The organism is Prolixibacter sp. DSM 2831 (assembly GCF_056493735.1).
Genome location: NZ_CM151379.1, coordinates 1,363,715 through 1,382,660, shown reverse-complemented (window position 1 = coordinate 1,382,660; position 18,946 = coordinate 1,363,715). Strand labels below are relative to the sequence as shown.

The 18,946-nt window shown below is 45.7% G+C and carries 14 protein-coding genes; 8 read left to right on the top strand and 6 right to left on the bottom strand.

What is annotated here, in order from left to right:
- Window positions 1–2: 2 nt before the first annotated feature.
- The 3 genes from AC060N_RS05470 to AC060N_RS05460 form a co-directional block, all read right to left on the bottom strand.
- On the bottom strand, window positions 3–854 hold the full coding sequence (locus tag AC060N_RS05470) for a DUF2764 family protein (protein ID WP_479526209.1): 852 nt from the start codon (window positions 852–854) through the stop codon (window positions 3–5).
- 165 nt (window positions 855–1,019) lie between these two features.
- Window positions 1,020–1,634, bottom strand: a complete 615-nt coding sequence (locus AC060N_RS05465; RefSeq protein ID WP_106543269.1) for a V-type ATP synthase subunit E family protein — start codon at window positions 1,632–1,634, stop codon at window positions 1,020–1,022.
- A gap of 378 nt (window positions 1,635–2,012) precedes the next feature.
- Window positions 2,013–2,213, bottom strand: a complete 201-nt coding sequence (locus tag AC060N_RS05460; RefSeq protein ID WP_479526208.1) for a hypothetical protein — start codon at window positions 2,211–2,213, stop codon at window positions 2,013–2,015.
- Here AC060N_RS05460 and AC060N_RS05455 point away from each other — a divergent pair, their 5' ends adjacent.
- Both AC060N_RS05455 and AC060N_RS05450 read left to right on the top strand, forming a co-directional pair.
- Complete coding sequence (locus AC060N_RS05455) at window positions 2,214–3,041, top strand: HAD hydrolase family protein (RefSeq protein ID WP_479526207.1); 828 nt, start codon at window positions 2,214–2,216, stop codon at window positions 3,039–3,041.
- A 78-nt stretch (window positions 3,042–3,119) separates the two neighbouring features.
- Window positions 3,120–5,936, top strand: a complete 2,817-nt coding sequence (locus tag AC060N_RS05450; protein ID WP_479526206.1) for a M16 family metallopeptidase — start codon at window positions 3,120–3,122, stop codon at window positions 5,934–5,936.
- A gap of 348 nt (window positions 5,937–6,284) precedes the next feature.
- Here AC060N_RS05450 and AC060N_RS05445 read toward each other — a convergent pair whose 3' ends face one another.
- Together AC060N_RS05445 and AC060N_RS05440 are read right to left on the bottom strand one after the other, a co-directional pair.
- Window positions 6,285–7,004 carry a nucleotidyltransferase family protein gene (locus AC060N_RS05445; protein ID WP_479526205.1) on the bottom strand — a complete coding sequence of 240 codons (720 nt, stop codon included), beginning with the start codon at window positions 7,002–7,004 and terminating at the stop codon, window positions 6,285–6,287.
- Window positions 7,005–7,261: 257 nt separating this feature from the next.
- Window positions 7,262–8,692, bottom strand: coding sequence for a RapZ C-terminal domain-containing protein (locus AC060N_RS05440; protein WP_479526204.1), 1,431 nt, complete (start codon window positions 8,690–8,692; stop codon window positions 7,262–7,264).
- 240 nt (window positions 8,693–8,932) lie between these two features.
- Between AC060N_RS05440 and AC060N_RS05435 the strand changes: the two genes are divergently transcribed.
- Window positions 8,933–10,954 (top strand): glycoside hydrolase family 97 protein, encoded by a 2,022-nt coding sequence (locus tag AC060N_RS05435; RefSeq protein ID WP_479526203.1) that lies wholly within the window; start codon window positions 8,933–8,935, stop codon window positions 10,952–10,954.
- 602 nt (window positions 10,955–11,556) lie between these two features.
- Window positions 11,557–11,904 carry a DsrE family protein gene (locus AC060N_RS05430; protein ID WP_479526202.1) on the top strand — a complete coding sequence of 116 codons (348 nt, stop codon included), beginning with the start codon at window positions 11,557–11,559 and terminating at the stop codon, window positions 11,902–11,904.
- Between the two features lie 11 nt (window positions 11,905–11,915).
- On the opposite strand, the gene AC060N_RS05425 is transcribed toward AC060N_RS05430, so the two are convergent.
- A complete protein-coding gene (locus tag AC060N_RS05425; protein ID WP_479526201.1) occupies window positions 11,916–12,692 on the bottom strand; it encodes a creatininase family protein in 777 nt (258 codons plus the stop codon).
- 213 nt (window positions 12,693–12,905) lie between these two features.
- Between AC060N_RS05425 and amrB the strand changes: the two genes are divergently transcribed.
- From amrB to AC060N_RS05405, 4 genes are all read left to right on the top strand, one after another.
- The gene (gene amrB / locus AC060N_RS05420; protein ID WP_479526200.1) at window positions 12,906–14,375 is read left to right on the top strand and encodes an AmmeMemoRadiSam system protein B; all 1,470 of its coding nucleotides are present in this window, start codon (window positions 12,906–12,908) and stop codon (window positions 14,373–14,375) included.
- A 2-nt stretch (window positions 14,376–14,377) separates the two neighbouring features.
- The gene (locus tag AC060N_RS05415) at window positions 14,378–16,825 is read left to right on the top strand and encodes a spermine/spermidine synthase domain-containing protein (protein WP_479526199.1); all 2,448 of its coding nucleotides are present in this window, start codon (window positions 14,378–14,380) and stop codon (window positions 16,823–16,825) included.
- Between the two features lie 33 nt (window positions 16,826–16,858).
- On the top strand, window positions 16,859–17,977 hold the full coding sequence (gene amrS / locus AC060N_RS05410; protein WP_479526198.1) for an AmmeMemoRadiSam system radical SAM enzyme: 1,119 nt from the start codon (window positions 16,859–16,861) through the stop codon (window positions 17,975–17,977).
- 170 nt (window positions 17,978–18,147) lie between these two features.
- Window positions 18,148–18,933 (top strand): PhzF family phenazine biosynthesis protein, encoded by a 786-nt coding sequence (locus AC060N_RS05405; protein WP_479526197.1) that lies wholly within the window; start codon window positions 18,148–18,150, stop codon window positions 18,931–18,933.
- The last annotated feature ends 13 nt before the right edge of the window (window positions 18,934–18,946 follow it).

The window sequence follows — 18,946 nt, the reverse complement described above, 5'->3', positions numbered from 1 at the left end:
GTTTACTTGTTTAATTTAAATTCATCGGGGAATTCGAACGAGTGTTGCAGTTCCTGAACAAAATCGCGGAAAATCTTCAGGCCGGTTTCCTGGCTCAGCTTCACCCATCGCTCAATCATTTCGAGTTGCAACAGGTAAGCAAAGACTTTCTCTACCGTGAAATACTTGAAGAAGGCATTCTCTTCGAGCCATTTCCAACGGAGTGCATCGATGCGACGTTCACGTTCATAAAGATTGGCCTCTTCAGAAATATGCAGCACATCATCCAGATATGGAAAAATGGCTGCCAGACCAAAATCTTTCGAGCTGCTTTCGCGAATGGAATTGGCTATTTCGCTGTTTCCAACGATTGCCGGCCCCAGATCCAAATCGTAGTTTCGGCAATTGATAGCGGTCAGGATATTCTGCACATTCAGATTGAAGGCAAACCAGCTGCTGAAGAATTCATTCCGACATTTCAGGGCATCGTCGTAATAGAGCGTTGCCAGCTGATCTTCCCACGCCATATCGGGGAACAGCGGTTTTTCTTCGAGCCAGGCAGGAATAAACTCCTTAAAGTACACCGGAATTCGCTCATCTTTCGGATTTTCTTCCTCCTTCACCATCCGAAGGATTTCAGTGAAGTCATCCTGAGTGAGATTTCCCCGGTCGTCGAGTTTAGCCTCGGCATCTTTCAGGTATGCTATCAGGTTCAGGTTGTCGAATTTCCGGTAGAAGAGTTTGATCAACTCAAATTCGCCTTCCGACAAGTTGGCACGCAACTCCTCCTTGAACTCCTTCAAATCGAAGCTCTGCTTGTTGTCATCTATGCGAATTTCGGGAAGCCCGGCAACCAGACAGTAATATTTTTTCATTCGAAACGGTTTTCCAAAACAAACAGCCTGCCGGATTCAGTGAAAGTGATTTTTATTCCTCGATTTGCTGAGCAAAAGTCTGGAAAAGGAATCCTGGCCCGGTTGGTTGTCTCATTCGTAAAAGGTTCTCATCCAAAAGCACTGGGTACTAACCCGGTGTTCTTATTACTTTTCGAAAAGAAGTTCAACGATTTTCGGACGCAAGAACTCTTTGAAGAAGTTGATGAAATCCTCATCGGTAAAGCTAACCTTGTAGCTTCCGTCGGCCGGAGCCACCTGGAAACCAGCTTTCAGGTCGTTTACAGTTTCGATGGAAAAACCTTTATCGAGCACGCCTTTCGCAGTACCAGCAAAGTAATCGCTGATGGCTTTTTCGTCCTCTTTGGGGATGAGAACCTGCATGTCGATGGTTTCATCGTTATGTACAGCCCAATTTTTCACAGCAGTTTCGATGGCTTTCTGGATAAACTTGGTATCCCCCATCGCTGCTTTTACTTCGGAAGTAGTTATGGTACCATTAATGATACCGACGAGTTCTTGCTTCAGGGCATCAACTGCCTGGCGGGAAGCCAACTTGAGTTCGGATTTGGTGTTTTGATCGAATTCGGCTGATTTTTTCTCGGCATCAGAAACGATATTCTCAGCTTTCTTCTTTGCTTCAGCCAAAATTTTCTCTGCCTCCGCACGGGCATCGGACACAATTTTTTCGGCCTCCTCGTTTCCTTTCGAGATTCCTTCCTGATAAATCTTATCAGTCAGCTCTTGAAGTCTGTTGTCCATATCTATTAGTTATTTGTTGTATGCATTGATTTTGGTTGTCTACACGCCAAAAATTTGAATTCGAAAGATACAATTCCCCTGACAAAAAAAAGAAGAGAAAATACAGGTTGTAATGTCATCAACGAACCGAACAACATCCCTTAAAATCTACATGCTCCGAGCCTTCTGCATTCAAATGCCATCGCCACGGTAACCCCGGCCCGATCGCTCACCGACAAAGAAATGATAAAACACGGTAACTTAATTTTTTTCGGCGCCCGAATTTAACAATTTTTTAACAACCCAGAAACATATTTCACCCTAAAAGACTCCGCCTTTTTTAACGGCTAAATCTTTCAAATTATGTTACATAATCAAACCTCTGTTAAAATTTCACTTTTAAACCTTCTTCAGGAATTGTAACTTCAACCATTCTGCCGGCAAAATTATTTTTTCGGCACGTTGTTTGCTGGCTGCTTGACGCAGACTGGCGTCAGATAAACATTCAGAAAGACTATTGGTTTTGGGAAATTTTAACTTTTCCTGCCCAAAATTCTTAACCCATTGATTATCTAATATAATTTCGATTATTTTTTTCAAATGACAGAAATAAAAATGGTGATAACCGACCTGGACGGCACGCTGTTGCAGGCAGATCATTCCATCAGTAAAGCAGACTACGCAACACTGGAAGAGTTGGGAAAATTGGGGATATGCCGGGTAGCAGCCACCGGAAGAAATCTGATGAAGGTAAAACAGGTGCTTACTCCCGATATGCCGTTCGATTTTGTCATCTTCAGCTCCGGCGCTGGTTTGATTAACTGGAAACAACAAAAGCTGCTGATGGCCATGAGTATTCCGGCCGATGAAACAGGCGAAATTATTCAGTTTTTGATGGCGGAAAAACTCAACTTCAAAGTTTCGCGCGAAATTCCGGACAATCACCATTTTGCCTGGTGGAGGAGCAGCCCCTGTGAAGAGTTTGAACGTTACCTCAATTACCACAAAGTGTTGGGAGACGCGGTTCAATTAAAAGAAAACGATGCTTTTCCCATTTCCCAGGTTTTGATATTTCTTCCGCGCGACGCAGAACATTTTGACGTCATCAAACAAAAAGTACTGAAGCAATTTCCCCACGTTAGTGTTATTAGAGCTACGTCGCCGCTACACCCCGATTTCACCTGGATGGAAATCTTCCCGGAAGGAGTTACCAAAGCACACGGTGTGGAAGCGGTCTGCCAGTTAACAGGCATTCCCAAAGAAAACACACTCGGTATCGGAAACGATTTTAACGATATGGAATTGCTCGATTACACCCGGCTTTCGTACGTAGTTGACAATGCGCCTGACGAATTGAAGTTTCGTTACCGGAACAGCCGGGCGCATCACGAGGACGGATTTTCGTATGCTGTTCGACAACATTTGTAACGAATTAGCCAAACGCTATACCAATTGTGAAACACCCACAAAAATCATATTAATTATTTATTCCAAGACAAATTGCTTATGAAAAAGTTAATCCTTGGTCTTCTGACCATCTTTTTGGCAATGGGTTCTTATGCCCAGGTGCCGGATTTAAAAGCCAAAATCCCTTTCGATCCGAAGACGGACAAAGGTGTATTGAAAAACGGACTAACCTATTATGTTCGGGCCAACCATACCCCGAAAAACCGTGCAGAATTGATGCTGGTTGTATCAGCCGGCTCCATTCTCGAAGATGACGACCAACAAGGACTCGCCCACTTTTGCGAGCACATGAGCTTCAACGGGACCAAAAATTTCCCGAAAAATGAGCTCGTGAATTACTTCGAATCCATCGGTATGGAATTCGGACCGGAAATCAATGCCTACACCGGCTTCGACCAGACCGTGTACATGTTGAAAGTACCACTCGACAGCGCTAAATACATGAACAAAGGCCTGCAGGTTCTTTACGACTGGGCTTGCCAGGTGACCGATTCGGATGATGAAATCAACAAAGAACGTGGTGTCATTCACGAAGAGTGGCGCGGCGGACAAGGTGCACAGCAGCGCATGATGAAACAGTGGCTGCCGGTGTTCTTCAAAGATTCACATTATGCCGACCGTTTACCTATCGGGAAAATGTCGGTAGTCGACAGTTGTCCTCCGTCAGCTGTTCGTCGCTTCCGTAACGACTGGTACCGTCCCGATCTGCAAGCTGTCATTGTTGTGGGCGATTTCGACCAGAAAAAAATGGTTCAGGAAGTAAAAGAGAAATTCTCTCAAATTCCGATTCACAAAAACGAAAGCAAAAAGCCTTCATACGATGTTCCTTTCCAAAAAGGTACCCTCATCAAAGTTGTCACCGACCCGGAAGCAACCTATTCATCAGCTAACTTGTACATCAAGCATCCGATGGAGCTCGATACAACAATTGGTGGCTACCGCGAAATGATGATGCACAGCCTGTATAATAGCATGATCAATGCCCGCTTGTCGGAAATTGCGCAAAAAGAGAATCCTCCGTTTGTATTTGCACGCTCGAGCTACGGTGGTCTGGTAGGTCCGGTAGACGTTTATTCTTCCATGGTCGTTACCCATCCGGGAAAAATTCCGGAAGGATTGAAAGCAGTGCTTATCGAGAACCAGCGAGTGAAAGATTATGGCTTTACCGAAAGTGAATTGAAGCGTGCAAAAGCGTCGATGATGAGCTCGATGGAAACTGCTTACAACGATCGCGACAAGCGTCAATCTATCAGCATCGCCAACGAATACAGCCGCAACTTCCTGATGCGGAAAGAGCCTGTTCCAGGACTTGATAAGGAGTATCAATATTATAAGGAATTGATGCCAACCATTACACTCGAAGATGTGGATGCACTGGCCAAAAAGTGGTTGACACCGGACAATCGCGTAGTGATTATCACTGCTCCGGACGTGAAAGGCGTTCCGGTTCCAACCAACGACGATGTCAAAAAGCTTCTGGCGGAAGTAGACACGGCTAAAATCAAGCCTTATAAAGATCAGGTTTCCGATGCACCGCTGATGCCTGAACAACCAACTCCTGGTAAGATTGTCAGCGAGAAGAAAATTCCGGAAGTAAATGCAGAAGAATGGACACTTTCGAACGGTGCTAAGGTCATCCTGAAGAAAACTGATTTCAAAGATGACGAGATTCTGTTCTCAGCTTACGGACCGGGCGGATATTCGGTTTACTCGCCATCGGACGACGTTTCCACTGATTTTGCAGCTACCATCATGCAGATGAGCGGACTTTCTGACTTTACGGCTCCCGAGCTGGACAAAAAGCTGGCTGGAAAAGTTGTGAGCGTCGACCCGTTCATTCGTCAAATCACTCAAGGCTTCCAGGGTTCTTCTTCGAAAAAGGATGTTGAAACGTTGATGAAACTGGTGAATCTCTATTTCACCCATCCACGAATTGATGAATCAGCTTTCAATTCCTTCATGACCCGGATGGAAAGTCAGCTCGACAACCGGAAAGCTTCTCCGGAAGCGGCCTTCTCTGATACCTTCCGCGTGGTAGCCAGCAATTACAGTCCGTGGGTTCGTCCTTTGACAAAACAAACCCTGAAAGAGGCGAATTTCGATCGCATCAAGGCCATCGATAAAGACCGGTTCTCCAATGCAGGTGATTTCAAATTCATCTTTGTTGGTAACATCGACTTCGACAAAATGAAACCGCTGGTTGAAACTTATCTGGCTTCGTTGCCAACAACCGGAAAAACCGATCACTGGAAGGATTTAGGTATCCGTCCGCCGAAAGGTGCTGTAGAGAAGAAGGTGTACAAAGGAACTGAACCGAAAAGTATTCAGTACATCCAGTTCCATGGCAAGCTGAATTACGATACGAAAGACATCGTTGAACTCGACGCACTCGCTAAAATTCTTACCACTCGTTTGCTGGAAAGCATTCGTGAGGACAAATCCAGTGTATATTACATCGGAGCACAACCTTCGTTCAATAAACTTCCGGAACCGGAATATACCATGACGATTTATTATGGTACCGCTCCGGAGAAAGTTGACACGTTAAAAGCCGCTGTTTTCGATGAAATCAAGGATCTGCTCAAAAACGGTCCGTCACAGGAAGAAGTACACAAAGCAATGGAAAAGATGCTGCGTGAACGCGAAACCAATCTTCGCGAGAACGACTACTGGCTGAGCGCACTGAAATCGTACTACCTGAACCATGACGGTGATTTCTCTACTTTCGACCAGTTCAACACTGAAGTAAATGCTTTGAACCCGAAAGAATTGCAGAAGGCGGCTAAATGGGTTTGGAATTTCAACAACTACATAAGTGTTGCCTTGCTTCCTGAAAAAGGAACAAAAGACAAATAACCGGCATTCCCGATAGGATAAAAAAAGAAGGTGTCCCCGAGGTAGCTCTGCAGTTTCCAAACGCTGGAGTTAACCGACAGGGACACCTTTTTTGCATCCGAAAATTCGTTTTAGGACGAAATGCTTTCAGTCTCTGCCATCCCACCGATACCCGCGTGTAGCAGTAAGTACCCCGCACGAAGCAACACACGACTGACTGGTAGCAAGCCGTGCCGTATGTGTAGCAACACAAGACTGACAGGTAGCAGGCCACGCCGTATGTGTAGCAACGCACCACTGACCTGTAGCAGCCCATGCCGCACGTGTAGCAATTGACCTCTCCTATATATTTTCCTACCGGGATGTTCGTTATTCTGAGAGTCTTTCTTCGGCAACCTGCAACTGCTCCAGTTTGCCCAAATCCATCCACAAATCTGAAGTATCTTCGAATCCATAAATGGAATTTTGTGCTGCCAGTCGCAGGTACATCGGGATAATCGGGAATTTGCCCGCCTCAGTAACTAAAGGAAAAACCGAAGGTTCGATGACATGAATGCCACTGAAAGCAAACTTATCGACTTCCGGTGTTTGCCGGGCCATTTTCACTTCACCGGTTTTAATGTTGGTCCAACCGGAGAGCTGCATTTCCTTATCGAATAACAGGTAACGTGCTGTATCCCGCCTGCGGACGACAAGTGTAGCCAGCGCCTGATGTTCCCGATGCCATTGCAGTAATTTTCTCAAATCGAGAGAGCACAATACATCCACATTGTACACCAGGAAAGGTTCCGAACCTTCCAGCAACGGCCGGGCCTCCAGTATGCCACCTCCGGTATCGAGCAATTCGTTGCGCTCATCAGAAATCCGGATATTCAACCCAAAGTTGTCGTTCTTTTTCAGGAAGTCAATAATCTGATCACCAAAATGATGAATATTCACCACAATCTCTTCAAAACCGGCACTACTCACCTTTTCGATGGCTCGTTGAAGCAAAGTTTTTCCGGCAACTTCCACCAGGGCTTTGGGTTTGTTATCGGTGAGCGGACGAAGACGAGTTCCCAGACCCGCTGCAAAAATCATGGCTTTCATAGGTTTCGGCAATATTTAAAAATTGACTTTTGTTTCTTCACGAAAATAAAAAAACATCGGCGGTTCACAGAGTAAACCGCCGACATCATGTATTCTGTTGAATAAATTAACTTTTTACTTTCCGAGGCTTGCAGACTTTCTTTTCCTTCATGGTCACTTTGCCGCATTTCTTGCACTCGTACTTAGGATTCTCAGGAGGTTTGTACTCCTTCTTCGACTTACACAAAGTTTTTGACATAATTACTTTTTGCTACTAATCACAGAGCTTCCTGCTCTCTGTGGAAAGTAACAACACGAACTGGATATTTGTTTTTCAGGTGTTCGGTAAGCCGTTCCGCCGCATATACCGAGCGATGCTGTCCTCCGGTACACCCAAAACTCACCATCAGATGGTTGAACTTGCGTTCGATATATTTCTCCACGCTTTGATCGACCAGATTGAACACCGGCCGGAGAAAATCTTCCATTTCCGATTCTTCTTCAAAGAAAGAAATGACTTCCGGGTCTTTTCCCGTCAGTGTTTTGTATTGATCGTACCTACCGGGATTGTGCACAGCGCGACAGTCAAAAATATAGCCGCCTCCATTCCCGGAAGGATCTTGTGGGACTCCTTTCTTATATGAAAAACTGGTGATCCGAACCGTCATTTCGTCCTGCTTCGAAGCAATCTTCTTCAACGTTTCTGATTCCGGCAACGAACGAAGAACCTTTTCCAGTTCCGGTAACTCAATTGGGAACGAAAATTTATCGAGCACAATCACCAGGTTCTCCAACGCATAAGGGATACTTTTCAGGAAGTGCTCCTTCTTTTCATAAAATCCACGGAATCCGTAAGCTCCCATCGACTGCATCATACGAATCAAAACGTAGCCGTAGAAATATTCGCGAAAATCCTTCCGGTTAACCGGATGATATTTTTCTAATTCATCGAGATATGTTTCCAATAACTCATCGCGAACAGGTTGCGGAATATCAGCTTTCGAATCATACAGCAACGAAGCCAGATCGTATTGCAACGCGCCTTTTCGTCCACCCTGGTAATCGATGAACCAAGGCTCACCGTCCACCAGCATCACGTTGCGGCTTTGGAAATCGCGATAGAGGAAAAAGTCTCTTTCTACCTCCAGCAAATAATCGGTGAAACGCTGAAAATCGTCCTCCAGCGATTGCTCATCGAACGAAATCTTGGCCAACTTCAGGAAATAATACTTGAAGTAGTTCAGGTCCCACATCATCGATTGCCGGTCGAACGCATCGCGCGGATAACAATAGCTATAATCGATATTTTTCCCGGCCTCAATCTGTACTTTTGGCAACTGCGCCACCACCTTGCGATACACCTCAACGATCTCCTCCGAAAAACCATCTTTTTCACGAACATCACTCAGAAACTGGAACAACGTAGTATTCCCCAAATCCTGCTGCAAATAAATATGTTTTTCGGTTTCCTCGCTGTATATCTCCGGCGCATTGATACCACTTGTCCGCAACGCTTTCGAAAATTCGATAAACGCCCGGTTTTCTTTATCGTCTTCATTCCAGGCACCAATCACGTTACGTTTGTCCGAAACCAACCGGCAATATTCCCGGTAGGAACCGGAAGGCGGCAATACCTCGATATCCGTCACTTTTTCACCAAACGTTTTCTCAAATAATCCGATGATATGTTGTTGTGTCGTCTTTTTCAATGTATCAAATGGTTTTAGCAGTTCAAATGTAAGGATTCGCCCGGAAATTCTAAAGCTATCTGTCCGGCGTAAAGAAAAGCATTTTTCATTGAACATGAATCATAACACCAGCGCAAATTCCATTCCCCGTGTCGTTTCCGATAGCTTTAACTAAAGTATCAAATCAAAATCACTGAGGCCGTTTCAAACTTTTTCAGTAAATTATTTGTACTAATAAACGTAGCCTAATCTAACAGACATATGAAAAAATACCCAAACATATTTCCCGCCATCAGTACCGTATTTCTAATCATCGCTGCCATATTCATTTTAAGTCGCTGCGAGGAAAACCCAACCACTTCCCGAACAGTCGTCTCTCCCGACGAAACACTGAACGTGACCTTCTATCTCGACCACGAAGGAAAACCCTTCTATTCGGCCAAACTGGGCGAAAAACCACTATTCTATAAATCGCAACTGGGCTTCGAATTAAAAGGCGCTCCCAATCTACTCGATGATTTCGTTGCCACCCGGTTCGACCGCGATCAGGTCGACCAAACCTGGACACAGCCCTGGGGTGAGCAAAAGGAAATCAGGAACAACTACCGCGAATTGAAGATTGAACTGAAAGAGCAGCATGGTTTGCACCGGAAAATGAACATTATTTTCAGAGTGTACAACGAAGGCTTTGCTTTCCGTTACGAGTTCCCGGGGCAAGAAAACCTGAAAGATTTCGAAATATCCAACGAAGTGACAGGGTTCGCCTTCAGCGGCGACCACACTGCCTGGTCGATTCCGGCATATGGCGACAACCGTTACGAGTATCTTTACACCAGCCATCCTCTTTCAGAATTAACAGATACTGTTTGTACACCGCTTACGCTGGAAACCAAAAGCGGAAACTACATCAGCATACATGAAGCGGCACTGGTCGATTATGCATCCATGTCGCTATACCATTCCGGAAACAATAAATTACGTTGCGATCTGGTGCCGTGGTCCGATGGTGTGAAAGTAAAAACATCGGCTCCGCGGGTTACCCCCTGGCGAACCGTTTTGGTTTCGTCAACCGCTGCCGGATTGATGAATTCACGAATGCTCCTCAACCTGAATGAGCCAAATCAACTGGGAGATGTTTCCTGGATAAAACCAACAAAATTTGTAGGAATCTGGTGGTCGTTGCACCTGGGAAAAGAAACATGGCAGTACTCTCCCACACATGGAGCTAACACGCAAAATGTGATGAAGTACATCGACTTTGCCGCGAAGGCCGGCATTGGAGCAGTGCTCGTCGAAGGTTGGAACAAAGGCTGGGAAGACTGGAAATTCAGTTTCACCAAGCCTTATCCCGATTTCGACATCAAAAAAATAACCGACTACGCTCGTAAAAAAGGTGTGCAGCTAATCGGTCACAACGAAACAGGTGCCGATGTAGCCAATTACGAACAGCAACTCGATTCTGCTTTCAACTTCTATCAAAAATACGGTGTTCATTATGTGAAAACCGGTTACGTTGGTTCGCGCGTAAATGGAAAAGAGTGGCATCACGGGCAGTTCATGGTCAATCATTATTTGCATGTGGTTCAGGAAGCAGCCAAACGTCACATCATGCTCGATGTTCATGAGCCCATCATCCCTACCGGTTTGCGGCGAACCTACCCCAACCTTATGTCGGGAGAAGGAGCTCGCGGACAGGAATATAATGCGTGGAGCGAAGATGGCGGGAACCCGCCGGAACACACGACCATTCTGCCTTTTACCCGCTTGCTGGCTGGCCCGATGGACTTTACACCTGGTATTTTCGAGCTAACGCTGAAAGACAAGCCGAACAACCAGGTAAATACAACGCTGGCCAAGCAATTGGCACTTTATGTTGTACTCTACAGTCCGCTGCAAATGGTTCCCGATTTACCGGAAAACTACCAGGGACACCCGGCTTTTCAATTCATTCACGATGTTCCCGTCGATTGGGAATATTCCAAAGCCATCAATGGTGAAATTGGCGATTATGTAACGGTTATCCGGAAAGACCGGAACAGTCGCGATTGGTACCTGGGAGCAATTACGGATGAAGACCCGCGAAAGATTGAAGTCCCACTGAGTTTCCTGGCAAAGGGAAGAAAATACACGGCCGAGATGTACCTCGATGGGCCACAGGCCAACTACAGCAACAACCCGGTATCCATTGAGATCACCAAAAAGGAAGTTAACCGTCGTACCACATTACGCCTGAACTTAGCCCCCGGCGGAGGTGCTGCCATCCGCTTTACTCCCGCCCGGTAACCATATTTACAACCGTTTTTGCAAAAAAAGAGAGGATGTCCTTTTCAGAACATCCTCTCCGTGTTAAAGGCATTTATCAAGCAACTTTAATCATCAACCAAATCAACACCTGATAGAATTTTGATAAATGCTTTTTAACGAAAATTGTTTCCGGGATATCATGACCATTTTCCCGCAACATTTTCACTTTAGTAAACAACAGGCAAGCTCCATGGTTTACGTCGCGCGCCGCTTTTAAGAATAATTCTTAATAATAAACATTACTTGATTAACTTCTAGGCAAGATACCCCGGAAAGAATTATATAAAGTAACGTTTGGGGCTATTTTAAGGCACTCCAGTTTTCGTTTTCTCCCATTTGCAAAGCTCAATCCATCGTCCGACAGTGCAAAAACATCATTTTCGCGAACGAATGAAATAATCGCAGGTTTCCAGCGCCGCTGAAATCATTCAAAAGAAAGAAGTATAAAACCAATGGTAACATCTCTTCACATTATTAAACAGGAAATTCTTTTAGCCGTGGAAGCTTTATTGTAAATTTAAGGAAGCAGAGCGATTACTGGTTAGATCACTCAATTTGTAAAATCACAAAATACCTGAGATATGAAAGATCATGACGATCACTTAGCAGTTATTTGGGCCAGTGGCGATCCGGATGTTGCCGAAAAAGTTTGCCTTATGTACACGCACAACGCGCATCTTCAACATTGGTTTCAGGAAGTGCGGTTAATCGTATGGGGTCCATCGGCCAAGCTGCTGACTGAAAACGAAAGCTTACAAAACCAGATACGTGACATGCTGAATAACGGACTTACCGTGGAAGCATGCGCAACCTGTGCCAGCATGTACGGCATAACCGATCAGCTCCGTCAATTGGGCATCGACGTGCGTCCGATGGGCGTACCACTGACCAGTTACCTGAAAGACGGCTGGAAAGTACTCACATTCTGAGCTGCTGCATATCAGAGCTGCTCAGGATCGATATACATATCTTCCGGAGGTGTTGTAGCCATATCGTAAAAAAAGGTACCGACCTTTTCTGAGACATGCCGGAAAAAGCGTTCACCTTTCTCCCTTGTAGCCTCTTTCGGATTCCCAATTCCCGTGTCGGTCGTAACCTGTGTCCACTTGCGTTCGGACCAGGCCCAACCTTCGCGTAAAGCCGGAATGCGGGGAACTTTCGCTTTACCTTCGCCAGCATCTTCCAGCGAGCGCACCAAATCGGGTCGAAACAATTGCATCAGGCTGGTTTCCATCTCACCGGCATGTTCACCGACATCTTCAAAAAAGTCCTCTATTCCGGGCATTTTGAACCAATGGCACTGCGAAAGTAACATTTCCGGAAAACGAAGATTCAATTCCCGGATGTGCATTTTAAAGTCGTTCCCACCGTGCGAATTCAGAATCACCAGCTTCTTTATTCCCTGACGATTCAGCACAGTAATCAAATCGTCGAGAATCGCCAACTGCGTTGACGGATTCAGGTTCATATCAAGTTTCACATCCGGCTGTCCGGTATTCACACCATAAGCAATAGCCGGTAAAACAATCACCTTCGCTCCTTTTTCCCATGCGATTTTTGCCGATTCCCAGGCAAAATATTCCGATTCAAAAACATCTGTGGCATAGGGTAAGTGGAGATTGTGAGCCTCGGTGGCTCCCCAGGGAAGAATAGCCAGTTCATAATCAATTTCACGAACGGTTTTCCAGTTGGTTTCAGCAAGAATATACGGTCTCATAGCTCGTCAGTTTTTCCCGAAAATAGTCATTTTCAGGATAGAATGCCACTCATCCAGCAATTCCGTACCGATATGGGATTTTATCCCGGTACTATTTATACTTATTATAATCAACACCATACAGAGATTTCACAACCAATAATCTCCGACAATTCTTGATGGATGATTCAAGCTATTTCTTAATTTTAAAGGTAAACCAATAATACCTGAGCCATGAGAACACACATTCCGTTTCGGGTCATCGTGGTTTTGCTGCTGCTATTCCCGGGACAGCTGCTAGCACAAGACAGGCAGCCTGCCGTAGCCGGTTCCTTCTATCCGGGAAATGCAGGTATGCTTAAAAAAGAGCTGAGTCAACTCTTTCAAAATACGAGTACCCAAACAGATTCGTCAATTGCCGCACTGATTGTTCCCCATGCCGGTTACATTTTTTCAGGAAAAGTAGCCGCCACCGGATATGCTCAAATTCCTACCGAGAAAGCATACAAGAATGTGTTCGTCATTGGCGTTTCACATCGGGTTCGTTTCAGTGGCGTTTCCATTTATCCTCATGGAAATTATATCACTCCATTGGGGAAAATTCCGGTGAACGGCACATTAGCCGAGAAGCTAATAGCAGAAAACGGCTTCATCCATTTTGTTCCCAAAGCACACCAGAGTGAACACTCTATTGAAGTTCAGTTGCCTTTTCTGCAATATCATTTGAAAAAGGGATATCGCATCGTTCCTATTTTGACGGGTGATTCCAAACCGGCCACTACCCAAAAATTGGCAGAAGCACTTTTGCCCTACTTCACCAGTGACAATCTTTTCATCATCAGCACCGATTTTTCACATTATCCGACGAATGCGACTGCACAAAAAGTGGATAAAGAAACAGCTGATGCTATTCTTTCCGGGAAACCGGAACAATTGCAAAAGGTGTGTCAGAAAACAGCTCCCAATCCACCGGAAAATGTGCTGACCCGCCTTTGCGGCGAAAGTGGCGTGCTTACACTCATGGAGATGGTCTCGGGAAAACCGGACTATCATTACCATCAAATTATTTATCAGAATTCCAGCGTTAGCTCAGCAGGCGATCCCAACCGGGTCGTTGGCTACTACGCTATTTCGGTAACAAGAGACAACGAGCACACATTTCATCTGACCGGAAATGACAAAAACTATTTACTGAAGCTGGCCAGAAGTAGCATTGAAACCTATTTAAAAACCGGCACAATACAGAAGATTACCACGGATTATCCTGAAGACCTTCAGCAACATTGTGGTGCCTTTGTCACACTGATCGAAGATGGAAAATTACGTGGTTGCATCGGGCAATTCAATCCGTCGATTCCATTGGTGGAAGTCGTCCGGAATATGGCGATTGCCGCTGCAACCAAAGACAGCCGCTTTCAGCCCGTTCAGTTACCCGAAATGAAATCCATTGAAATCGAGATTTCAGTTCTGACTCCTCTGCACAAAATCAAAAATGCGGAGGAATTTACGCCCGGGAAACAGGGAATCTACATCAAAAAAGGGAACCGTGGCGGTACGTTTTTGCCACAGGTAGCCAATCAAACCGGTTGGGACCGGGAAAAAATGCTTGGCCATTGCTCCCGAGACAAAGCCGGCATCGGGTGGAACGGCTGGAAAGACGCTGAACTATACACCTACGAAGCCATTGTTTTTCATGAAAAATAAACATGAATACGCCGTACAGCATCATACCCATTTTGTCAGGTACTTTGCTCGCTTATTTAATTACCTGGATACTGAGTCGTCGGAAATGGATTTCCCGTAACGTTCACCGGCAAATCTGGAACACGCTACTACTGATTACTTTTCTCTTCACAATCGTTCTTGGCCTCCTGCTGGCACTGAAAGCCAACTACAACCTGAAGTTTGCCTTTCTCGACGAAGCCTTGCCGGTTCATGTTGACTTTGGAATTGCGATGAGCATTATTGGCCTGCTGCACATTTTCTGGCACCTCAACTACTTTAAACGCTTGTTTGGAAAGGAAACGGAACGAAAGTCAACGGAAATACCAAAAGAGAAACAAGTCGACATCCGGAAGACATCTTTGCTTTTTCCATTTATTTTGGGATTTGTCACCCTTACGGGACAACTGGTTCTGTTCCGTGACTACCTGGCTATCTTCGGAGGCAATGCCCTCTATGTCGGCATTTTACTCTCCCTTTGGTTAATACTTACCGGACTCGGCACACAATTAGCCCGGGATAAAGCATTTTCGAGCACCACAATAGTCCGGATACTCCTGTTGTTGACAGTACTTCCCTCCATCAGCATTCTCATCATCCGGGCAACACACGGCTGGCTTTTTGAAACGGGAACCGAAACCGGTCCGCTAAGCTTTGCTTTCTTTGCCTTGTTTACGCTAGCTCCACTTTGTCTCACCGGCGGGTTGCTATTTCCGGTTTTGAGCCAGCATCGGCCGGGCGAAACCACCGGTCTGATTTATTCGTGGGAATCCGCAGGCAGTTTGCTTTCAGGTATGTTATTCAGCTTTGTGTGGGTATTTCTCTTCTCCCCCATCCAAACACTGGCGTTTACCGGCGTTATCAGTCAGGCATTATTGCTATTCTCTCGAAGAAGGATGAAAGAAATTCCTCTTTACACAACCTCAGCCATTACAATACTTCTAGTCTTCCTGTTCATTTTTCCTCCCGAGAAATTAACCCGAGCTTCCCTTTTCCCTGGACAGCAAATTCAAAGCATCATCCAAAGCATTTCCGGGGAACTGGTAATTACGAAAGCGGAAAGTCAATCCAATGTATTCGAAAACAGCCGACTTCTTTACTCCCAGGGAAGTCCTTCGGCAGCTGAGGAACCGGTTCATTATGCCTTATCCCAGCTTGCACACGTCAATCAAATAGCCGTAGTTTCCGGAGCGTTAACAGGGGTTCTGACAGAATGCCTGAAATACCACCCCAACCGGATCGATTACTTCGAAGTGAATGGCAAGTTACTGGAACTGGAGCAGCAGAGTCATGCTATTCCAAATGATTCCCTCATTCACATCCATCGGACCGATTTTCAGCGCTGGATTGCTCAACATCCTGCTCAATATGACGGTGTACTCTTAAACATTCCGCCTCCGGAAACACCTTCGGCCAGCCGGTTCTATAGCAAAGAATTCTTCCGAAGCATCCGGAAAAAACTCTCCGATAGCGGAGTCGTTGCCATCCCTTTGTTGTCAACCGCCAATTACCTAGATCCAACCACGGTTCGTCTCTATCAATCCGTTGTAGCAACTATCCAACCTTATTTCAAACATTGGCTTATCCTTCCGGGAAACCGGGATATTTTGCTGGTTTCAAACGGTAAATTACACGCCAACATTTTAACCCGGGTCAATGATTTGGGCATCATGACCAATTACATCGCTTATTTTGTCGATGAGTCAGAATTGGTTACCCGAAGCCACGAATATGCGGAGATGATGACAAACGGATCACCAATGGTCTCGGCCAATCATCCCATTGCAGTGAGTTATTTTACTGGTTTCTGGCTGAAAAAGCACGGTCTTTCCTACATTCTTTTCGGGACCATACTCTTTGTCATTTTCATCTTCCTGATAAGTTTCACACGCGGCATTTCCCGAAGTATGTTCGCTGCCGGCTTTACAGCGTCCACGATGGAGATTATTCCGCTTATACTGATTCAGTCGGCATTCGGATATTCCTATTACCTGATTGGAGTTATTTTCACCCTTTTCATGGCCGGACTCACGCTGGGAGCGCGCTGGAAGTTGCCAGAAAAGACACCCGAAAATAACCATATTCCACAACATCATATATGGTTTATGATATTGCTGATTCTGCAGTGGGCCATTGCCGGATGGCTTTCTCCCGGAAGAACGGTCATTTACATTGCCTCGGAACTGCTGCTGATTGCTCTCACCGGGTGGCTAACCGGACGAATGTTTCAACTAATTTCCAGGCAATACCAACCCAAAACGGAAGCTCCGGCGATGGTGTACAAAGCTGATCTATACGGGTCGGCCGGTGGCGCCATGTTAGTATCAGTCTTTTTGGTGCCGCTACTTGGAATTAACTGGACACTCATCGTACTTTTAGTGATGCATCTCCTCCTGACCTTCGTGTCGAAACACAGAATTTCTTCGGTCTGAACCTAAAAAACGCAAACACCAAAAACTTTCGTCATGAAAGCACCTTTGATATCGAGACGAACATGTATCAAAACCGGATTGATGGGAACGTTGGGAATGGCCTTTATTCCGACGTTGGCCGCAAATGACTCCGTTCCCCAAAAATACCAGCGTGAAGCACGTTATTACAAAGTAACCGGTCGCGGAGTAAAGTGCACACTGTGTCCGAATGAGTGCAACATCAGCCTCAACGACACCGGTGACTGCCGGACGCGAATCAACCGCGATAATAAATTATATACAACAGCTTACGGAAACCCGTGCGCTATTCACATCGATCCGGTCGAGAAGAAACCCCTGTATCATTTCCTACCGGGAAGTCGTTCCTTTTCCATTGCCACGGCTGGGTGTAACCTGGTTTGCCTGAACTGCCAGAACTGGCAAATTTCACAAGCGACACCGGCTGAAACCCGGAATCAGGAACTCTTTCCGGAACAAGTAGTTGCTTCGTCCATTGGGAATAACTGTCAATCGATCGCCTATACCTATGCCGAACCGCTTGTGTTTTATGAATACACTTATGATTCATCTGAAAGGGCGCACCAGGAAGGCATCAAAAATATCCTCGTTTCCAACGGGTACGTCAATGAAGAACCACTGCGCAAACTCACCAAAGTAATCGATGCGGCCAATATCGATTTAAAATCCTTTAGCGACGATATTTATGTACGGCTGAATACCGGCTCGCTGGAACCTGTTCTTCGTACCCTGAAAATACTAAAAGAGGAAGGTGTTTGGCTCGAAATTACCAACCTGGTTATTCCCGGCTGGACCGATGATATGGACATGATAAAAGAGATGTGCGGCTGGCTGACGAAAAATGGCTTTGAAGAAACCCCGATACATTTCAGTCGGTTCTTCCCCCAATATAAACTGCAGCAGCTGCCGGCGACTCCGGCCGAAACACTTACCAAAGCTCGAAATATTGCGATGCAGGAAGGAATGAAATTCGTGTACATTGGCAACCTGCCGGGAAGTGGTGCATCGAATACGCTTTGTCCCAAATGCCATCAGATAGTCATTGAGCGAAAGGGATTTCGCGTCATGCAAAACAATCTGACAGAGGGTAAATGCCAATTCTGCCGCACACCGGTTCCGGGTGTTTGGAGTTAGAACTACAGCCTGAAAAGATCCGAACGAAAACAAAAGTTACTATCTTTGATTTTCGGCGGATTGAGGAACAAAATGCCTTTCATTTCCAAAAGTAAAACCGCCAAACTGATGACCAATCGCTAACCTTCAATCCTGTTAAGGTTAAATACAAAATCGTTAAAAACGAACACATGAAAATACAGGTTTTTCAGGTCGACGCCTTTGCTTCCGAGCTATTTGAAGGAAATCCGGCTGCCGTATGTCCGCTGGAAGAATGGCCCGAAGACGAAGTCCTTCAGAATATTGCCATGGAGAACAACTTATCCGAAACAGCCTTCTTTGTGCGCAATCTCCACGATTACGAACTCCGGTGGTTTACACCCAAGGTGGAAGTGGCCCTTTGCGGACACGCAACGTTGGCTACAGCACATGTCCTTTTTCATCATTTAGGAAGTACCAAAAATCCGCTCATCTTCAAAACCCGTAAAAGCGGTGAATTGCAGGTGAAAAAAGACAAAGGCTTATTAACGCTGAATTTTCCGGCTGATAAGCTGGAACCGGCCCTTCCTCCCAAAGGATTGATTGAAGCATTGGGCAAGAAGCCGGAAGAAATCTGGAAAGGGAAAACTGATTACCTGCTATATTATCCCGCCCAGGAAGACATTGAAGAAATGGCTCCGGACTTTTTCCGTCTGGCCAACGTCGAAGCGCGAGGCGTGATTGTTACAGCTCCGGGCTATGAAAGCGATTTTGTTTCCCGGTTTTTTGCTCCCGCCGTTGGGGTCAATGAGGATCCGGTAACCGGCTCTGCGCATACCTCGTTAACTCCATTTTGGGCGCACCGGATGAATCAGTTGGAATTTGACGCCCTCCAACTGAGTGCGCGTGGCGGAAAACTTCGGTGTCATCTTTCCGGAGACCGCGTTCTGATTTCCGGCCAGGCTAAAACATTCCTCGAAGGAACCATCACATTGTAAAAACAGAACACGA

What these genes read in the sequence shown, in the direction of transcription:
- AC060N_RS05430 (WP_479526202.1), top strand. Translation starts at nt 11,557, where the DNA reads ATGAAAGATCATGACGATCACTTAGCAGTTATTTGGGCCAGTGGCGAT.
- amrS (WP_479526198.1), top strand. Translation starts at nt 16,859, where the DNA reads ATGAAAGCACCTTTGATATCGAGACGAACATGTATCAAAACCGGATTG.
- AC060N_RS05445 (WP_479526205.1), bottom strand. Translation starts at nt 7,004, where the DNA reads ATGAAAGCCATGATTTTTGCAGCGGGTCTGGGAACTCGTCTTCGTCCG.
- amrB (WP_479526200.1), top strand. Translation starts at nt 12,906, where the DNA reads ATGAGAACACACATTCCGTTTCGGGTCATCGTGGTTTTGCTGCTGCTA.
- AC060N_RS05415 (WP_479526199.1), top strand. Translation starts at nt 14,378, where the DNA reads ATGAATACGCCGTACAGCATCATACCCATTTTGTCAGGTACTTTGCTC.
- AC060N_RS05435 (WP_479526203.1), top strand. Translation starts at nt 8,933, where the DNA reads ATGAAAAAATACCCAAACATATTTCCCGCCATCAGTACCGTATTTCTA.
- AC060N_RS05450 (WP_479526206.1), top strand. Translation starts at nt 3,120, where the DNA reads ATGAAAAAGTTAATCCTTGGTCTTCTGACCATCTTTTTGGCAATGGGT.
- AC060N_RS05455 (WP_479526207.1), top strand. Translation starts at nt 2,214, where the DNA reads ATGACAGAAATAAAAATGGTGATAACCGACCTGGACGGCACGCTGTTG.
- AC060N_RS05425 (WP_479526201.1), bottom strand. Translation starts at nt 12,692, where the DNA reads ATGAGACCGTATATTCTTGCTGAAACCAACTGGAAAACCGTTCGTGAA.
- AC060N_RS05465 (WP_106543269.1), bottom strand. Translation starts at nt 1,634, where the DNA reads ATGGACAACAGACTTCAAGAGCTGACTGATAAGATTTATCAGGAAGGA.
- AC060N_RS05470 (WP_479526209.1), bottom strand. Translation starts at nt 854, where the DNA reads ATGAAAAAATATTACTGTCTGGTTGCCGGGCTTCCCGAAATTCGCATA.
- AC060N_RS05405 (WP_479526197.1), top strand. Translation starts at nt 18,148, where the DNA reads ATGAAAATACAGGTTTTTCAGGTCGACGCCTTTGCTTCCGAGCTATTT.